This is a genomic window from Acidobacteriota bacterium, assembly GCA_003696075.1.
Classification (GTDB): Bacteria; Acidobacteriota; Polarisedimenticolia; order J045; family J045; genus J045.
In genome coordinates, this window is sequence record RFHH01000023.1 from 25861 (window position 1) to 32747 (window position 6887).

4 protein-coding genes are annotated in these 6887 nt (G+C 69.3%); all 4 read left to right on the plus strand.

Features of this window, described 5'->3' with window-relative positions; all coding sequences use genetic code 11:
- Window positions 1–81: 81 nt before the first annotated feature.
- The gene (locus D6718_01605; GenBank protein RMG48556.1) at window positions 82–1887 is read left to right on the plus strand and encodes an amidase; all 1806 of its coding nucleotides are present in this window, start codon (window positions 82–84) and stop codon (window positions 1885–1887) included.
- A complete protein-coding gene (locus D6718_01610; protein ID RMG48557.1) occupies window positions 1884–2906 on the plus strand; it encodes a TrmH family RNA methyltransferase in 1023 nt (340 codons plus the stop codon). The genes D6718_01605 and D6718_01610 overlap by 4 nt, the downstream gene beginning before the upstream one ends.
- Window positions 2907–3003: 97 nt before the next feature.
- Window positions 3004–6249 (plus strand): protease, encoded by a 3246-nt coding sequence (locus tag D6718_01615; protein RMG48558.1) that lies wholly within the window; start codon window positions 3004–3006, stop codon window positions 6247–6249.
- Window position 6250: 1 nt separating this feature from the next.
- Window positions 6251–6887, plus strand: a 637-nt coding sequence (locus D6718_01620) for a serine/threonine protein kinase (GenBank protein ID RMG48559.1), incomplete at its 3' end; no start/stop codon positions are given.

A 6887-nucleotide genomic window follows, 5' to 3' on the forward strand; every position in this document is an offset into this window, starting at 1 on the left:
ACGGGGCCCATGTGCGCTCCGGCCGCCGGGCATGCGGTAGACTCCGCAGCGGGCGCCGGGACACCCGGCGGGGAGCAGAGGATGGGCGATCGGCCGCCGGATCGACCGGCACCGCGCGCGGCGTTCCGCTCCGCCTCGGCGGAGATCACACGCCGGGAGCTGCTGGTCCGCCTGTCGGCGGCCGGTCTGGGCGGAACGATGCTCGCCGGTGCGGTCGACGCCGCTGGCGAGAAGACGGCGGTCACCGCGCCGATGATCCGCGGCTGCAGCTGGCTCATCGGACAGCGCTACGACGACGACGAGATCGCCCTCATGCTGCGGGGCGTCGGCGAGCTTCTCGAAGACTTTGCCGCGATCCGGGAGATCGACCTCGACAACGCGGTGCCCCCCGCACTGCGCCTCCAGCTCGCCGAGGAGCCACCGTGTCCCTCCGCGGTCCCGGAACGCGCAGAACCGGAAGTGTCCCGCGAGGGCCCGGCCCGGCCGGAATCGGCGGAGGATCTGGCGTTCCTGACGATCGCCGAGCTGTCGGGGCTGGTACGGCGCCGCGAGGTGAGTGCTTCGGAGCTGACGCGCCTCTACCTGGAACGTCTCGAGCGCTTCGATCCGGTTCTCCGCTGCGTCATAACGCTGACGGCGGAACTCGCGATGGAGCAGGCCCGGCGCGCGGACGAGGAGATCGCCCGGGGCCGCATCCGCGGGCCGCTCCACGGCATCCCCTGGGGCGCGAAGGACCTGATCGCGGTGCCGGGGTACCCGACCACCTGGGGCGCGAGGCCCTTCCGCGATCAGTACCGGCCCGAGACCGCGACGGTGGCCGCCCGGCTGGAGCGGGCCGGCGCCGTCCTCGCCGCGAAGACATCGGTCGGCGCGCTCGCATGGGGTGACGTCTGGTTCGGCGGGCAGACGCGCAACCCGTGGAATCCGGAACAGGGGTCGAGCGGATCCTCGGCCGGCTCGGCGGCCGCGGTCGCCGCGGGGCTCGTCGGGTTCGCCCTCGGCACCGAGACATGGGGGAGCATCGTCTCCCCGTGCAGCCGCTGCGGGGCGACCGGCCTGCGGCCCACGTTCGGGCGGGTCAGCCGGCACGGGGTGATGGCGCTCTCGTGGAGCATGGACAAGGTCGGGGTCATCGCCCGCAGCGCCGAGGACTGCGCCCTCGTCTTCTCGACCATCCACGGAGCCGACGGCCTGGACCCGTCCGCCGTGACCGCATCGTTCCGGTGGCCGCCGGTCAGGGACCCGCGAACACTCCGGATCGGATTCGTGCCGGAGCTCTTCGAGCGCGACCGGGCGGAGGGGGTCGCCGACCCGAAGCGGGCGGCGCGGCTCCGCGCGTGGGCGGAAAACGACCGGTCGACGCTCGAGGTGCTGCGCGCGGCCGGAATCCGCCTCGTCGAGATCGAACTGCCCCGCCGCTACCCGATCGGACCTCTCGCGTTGATCCTCACCGCGGAGGCTTCCGCCGCCTTCGATGAGCTGACCCGCAGCGGGCGGGACGAGGAGATGGTCCGGCAGGAAGAAGAGGCCTGGCCGAACGTTTTCCGACAGGGCCAGCTCATCCCGGCCGTGGAATACCTGAGGGCGAATCGCGTGAGGACGCTTCTCATGCGCGAGATGGAGCGTGCGCTCGCCGGCGTCGACGGCTACGTGTGCCCGAGCTTCGTGGGCGACGATCTCCTCCTGACGAACCTCACCGGCCATCCGGCGGTCGTCGTACCGAACGGATTCGCCGGCGGAACGCCGACGAGCATCACCTTCGTCGGCCGGCTCTTCGGGGAGGAGAATCTCCTCGCGCTCGCCCGCGTCTACCAGGAGGCGACCGCCTTCCATCGCCGCAGACCGCCGCTGGCGGCTCGCGGAACCCGAGCTGGCGACGATCGATGAGCAAGAACCGCTGGCGTCCCTTCCGGAGATTCTTCGCGCAGCTTGAAGAGCTGATGCGCATCGCCGGAGAGCGCCTGGCGGCGGACCGCGACGATCTGGCGCGCGAAAACGGGGTCGCCGGCTTCCCGGCGTGGCAGCGGCGCCTGATGGATCGGGAGCTGGTGCGCCGCGCGCTGGATATCCCGTTCTTCGCCGATCTGGTGCGCGCAGCATGGGCGACGCCGCCGGAACTGGCCCGCGAGCGGGTCGAGAGCGAGCACCTCGCGCCTTGGGGCGAAGAAGCCAAGAAGGCCTCACCGAGCGCCGACCGGGAGGCTGCGGTGCCCGACGGGCGGGCCGACGTTGGTGGCGGGGAACCTCCGCCGCGGCTGCGTTCCGCCGAGCGAGCGCTTCGCGAGCGCACCCGCTCGTTGACCGTCGTGCTCGACAACCTCAACGATCCGCTGAACGCCTCGGCGGTCCTGAGGACCGTGGAAGCGCTCGGCCTGCAGGAACTGCACATCTGCCACCGGGAGGGGCGGGTGGTCCTCAACCGGGCGATCCACAAGGGCGCCAGTGTCTGGCTCGACGTTTTCTGGTACCGCAGCGCGGAGCACGCTGCGGCCGACCTTCGGGCCCGCGGGTACACCATCCTCGGTGCGGACGTGACCGCTGGCGCCATACCGCTCGACGAGATTCCCCTGCAGACCCCTCTGGCTCTCGTGTTCGGGAACGAGCAGTCGGGGCTGTCGGACGAATTCAGGCGGCTGGTCGACGGCTACTTCTTCATCCCCACCTGCGGGATGACCTCCTACCTCAACGTCTCCGTATCGGTGGCGATCAGCACCTTTGTGACCGACATGCGCCTGCGGCGCGCTGGCCGCCGTGCCCCGCTCGACCCGGACGACCTCCGGCGACTCCGGCGCGCCTGGTACTCCGAACTGGCCGGGCGCAGCGAGACGAGGAGGAGGGAATTCATGGCGTACCTCGACGACCCTCCGGAGCCCTTCCGCGACGTGCGCGAGCGGAAACGCCGCTGAGCCGCCCCTGCGCGATCCCCGCCGCACCCAGCGTGGCATAATCCCGGCTCCGCACCGCGCCCCGGGGGCGGCGGAGGCGGGTCCCGGGAGGCCGCTCATGTCACGCACGTTCTTTCTCTCTCTCTTCGTCGCGATCGCCGCCGTTCCGGCGGCCCTGTCCGCAGCAGGATCCGGGGAGGCGCGCCTTCTCCGCTTCGCCGACATCCACGGCGACCGGGTGGCCTTCGTCTATGCGGGGGACATTTGGGTCGCACCGTCCGAGGGCGGCGAAGCGCGGCGCCTGACGTCCGATCCCGGACTGGAACTGTTCCCCAAGTTCTCTCCCGACGGCCGGCTCATCGCCTTCTCCGCCGAGTACGACGGGACACGGCAGGTCTATGTCATCCCCGCCGAAGGCGGCGCCCCCCGGCAACTGACCTTCTACAACGATGTGGGCCCGCTCCCGCCGCGCGGAGGCTTCGATTACCGCGTGCTGGACTGGACGCCGGACGGCGAGTTCGTCGTCGTCCGCGCCAACCGCTTGCCGTGGGGCGTCCGCATGGGACGTCCCTACCTCGTGCCGGTGCACGGCGGGATGGAGCGCCCCCTGCCCATTCCGGAGGGAGGCGGCGGCATGATGTCGCCGGACGGGAAGAAATTCGTCTACACCCCGATCGATCGCGAATTCCGGACCTGGAAGAGATACCGCGGCGGCCGCGCCCAGGACGTCTGGATCTTCGACCTCGAAACGATGAAGGCCAGGCAGCTGACCGACTATCCCGGCACCGACAACCAGCCCCTGTGGGTCGGAGACACGATCTACTTCACCTCCGACCGGGAAGACGGCCGTCTCAATCTCTATGCCTACGACCTGACCACCGGAGACGTGCGAAAGGTGACGCACCACCGCGACTTCGACGTGCTCTGGCCGAGCGCGGGCCCGGAGCGGATCGTCTACGAGTGCGGTGGATACCTCTACCGTTTCGACCCGGCGACAGGCGAATCGACGCGGATTCCGATCCGGCTGACGGGCGACTTCGCCGGCACGCTTCCGCGCCTGCGGCGGGTCGACCGCCAGATCCGGTCCGCGTCCCTTTCGCCGCACGGCAAGCGGGCTCTCTTCGGGGCGCGGGGCGAGATCTTCACCGTCCCCGCGGAGCACGGTCCCCCGCGCAACTTGACCCGCTCGCCCGGTGTCCGCGAGATCTCTCCCGCGTGGTCGCCGGACGGGAAGTGGGTCGCCTATTTGTCGGACCGTTCCGGCGAGTACGAGATCTACATTCGCCCGCAGGACGGCTCGGGGCCCGAGCGGCGCCTCACCCGTGACGGGGACACCTGGCGGTTTCCCCCCGTCTGGTCCCCGGACAGCCGCAAGATCGCCTTCGCCGACAAGCGGCAACGCCTGCGTCTTCTCGACGTCGAGACCGGGAAGATCACCGACGTCGACCGTTCGACCCGCGCGGACATCCGGACCTATCGCTGGTCGCCGGACAGTCGTTACCTGGTGTACACGAAGCTGGAGGCCTCCCACTTCTCCTCCATCTACGTCTACGACGTCGAGCTGAAGAAGGTCTCGCGGCTCACTGACGAGATGACGAACGACTACGATCCCGTCTTCGATCCGGAAGGTCGCTATCTCTACTTCCTGTCCGACCGCGACTACAACCTCGAATTCAGCGGCTACGAGTTCAACTACATCTACACCAATCCCACCAGGGTGTATGCCGCCAGCCTCTCCGCCGCCGGTCCTCCACCGCTTCCCCCTCTCGTGGACGAGGAGGCTGCCGGGGAAGGGAAGGATTCCGACGGCGGCGACAGCGACGGCGGCGGAGAGAAAGCCGCTGCGCTCGACGTGGAGGGGTTCTCCGCACGGGTGGTGGCTCTACCTGGCGATCCGGCAGACTACCGCCAGCTGCACGCCGCGCCGGAAGGCCCGGTCTACCTCGTCGGAAAGGGCCGACATGCGGCGGTCAAGCTCTTCTCCCTCGCCGAACGCGAAGAGAAGGTTCTGATCGAGGGCGTTTCCTCGTTCGATCTCTCGGCCGACGGCAAGAAGCTCCTCTACCGCGCCGGAGAGTCGTTCGGAGTCGTCGACGCGTCGCCCGGGCGAAAGGTGGGCGACGGTCGGCTGGACCTCTCGCGGATGGAGGCGCTGGTCGACCCCCGCGCCGAGTGGCGCGAGATGTTCGTCGACGCGTGGAGGATTCTCCGCGACTGGTTCTACGATCCGGGGATGCACGGCCTCGACTGGCCCGCTCTCCGGGATCGGTACGCCCCGCTCGTCGAGCACGTCGCGCACAGGGCCGATCTCGATTACATCCTCGGCGAACTGGGCGGCGAGCTCGGAGCTGGGCATGTCTACGTCAACTCCGGGGACATGCCGCGGCCCGAGAGGCACGACGGTGGCCTGCTCGGCGCCGAGATCGAGGCGCACCCGAGCGGCTACTTCCGGATCGCCCATATCTTCCCCGGCGAGAACTGGCACGAGGACTTTCGATCGCCGCTGACGATGCCGGGGGTCGACGTGCACGAGGGGGACTTCATCCTGGCGGTCGACGGGCGCTCCACGCGGGAGGTGTCGAATTTCTACGAGTTGCTGCGCCACACGGCCGGCCGCACGGTCTCGCTCCGCGTGAACAGCAAGCCCTCGGAGGAGGGCGCGCGCACCGTTCTCGTGGTTCCGATCCGGCGCGAGACGAATCTGCGTTACCTCGACTGGGTCCGCTCGCGGCAGCGTCTGGTGGACGAGCTGTCCGGGGGGAGAATCGGCTACATCCACCTCCCGAACACCGCCGTGGAGGGCAACCGGCAGCTCCGGAAGCTCTTCTATCCCCAGGCGCACAAGGACGCACTCATCATCGATGTCCGCTACAACGGGGGCGGCTTCATTCCGGATCGGATGATCGAACTCCTCGAGCGCACGCCGCTCAGCTTCTGGGCCCGCCGCGGTGTCGAGCCGATGCGCACGCCGGAATACGCGCACTCCGGGCCGAAGGTCTGCCTCATCAACGGCTATTCGAGCTCCGGCGGGGACGCGTTTCCCTACTACTTCCGGGAACTCGGGCTGGGCAAGCTGATCGGGACGCGGACGTGGGGCGGCCTCATCGGCCTGTCCGGCAATCCAGGCCTTGTGGACGGTGGTTCGGTGTCGGTGCCGACCTTCCGGTTCATGGATCCCGAGGGGCGCTGGGCCGTCGAAGGGGTCGGCGTCGAGCCGGACATCGAGGTGGTTGATCGACCCGACCTCGTGGCTGCGGGGAGGGACCCGACACTGGAGAAGGCGGTGGAAGTCCTGCTCGAGGAGCTCGAGCGGCACCCGCCCCGCCGGATCACGCCGCCCGAGCCGCCGCGATCGGCGCGCTGACGTGGCCACCAGGCGGGCCATCGCCGGATTCGATTTCGAGCCGGGACGCCGGCTCGCCGGGAAGTACGAGGTGCAGGCGTTTCTCGGCCGCGGCTGGGAGGGCGAGGTCTACAAGGTCGTCGAGTCGAGAACGGGCGTTCCGAGGGCCATGAAGGTCTTCTACCCGGAAAGGAACGTCCGCGACCGCGCGGTGCGCTTCTACGCCAAGAAGCTCGAACGCCTCCGCGACTGCCCCATCGTCATCAAGTATCACCACAGCGAGTCGTTTTGGTACCGGGGCGTGCGTGTGACTTGTCTGATCAGCGAGTACGTCGAGGGGGAGCTGCTGAGCCGGTTCCTGGCCCGTCAGCCCGGCGGGCGGCTCCACCCCTTCGAGGCGCTCCACCTGTTGCGGGCACTCGCCGCCGGTGTCGAGCAAATTCACGCCCGCCGGGAATACCACGGCGACATCCACGACGAAAACATCCTCGTGCGGAGGCGGGGGGTGCACTTCGACCTTCGCCTCGTCGATCTGTACCAGTGCGGCCGTCCCGACCGGTCCAAGATGACCGAAGACGTGATCCAGATGATCCGCGTCCTGTACGATGCGGTCGGGGGGGCGCGGTGGTACCGGAGGCAGCCGCCCCCGATCAAGGCGA

What these genes read in the sequence shown, in the direction of transcription:
- D6718_01605 (RMG48556.1), top strand. Translation starts at nt 82, where the DNA reads ATGGGCGATCGGCCGCCGGATCGACCGGCACCGCGCGCGGCGTTCCGC.
- D6718_01610 (RMG48557.1), top strand. Translation starts at nt 1,884, where the DNA reads ATGAGCAAGAACCGCTGGCGTCCCTTCCGGAGATTCTTCGCGCAGCTT.
- D6718_01615 (RMG48558.1), top strand. Translation starts at nt 3,004, where the DNA reads ATGTCACGCACGTTCTTTCTCTCTCTCTTCGTCGCGATCGCCGCCGTT.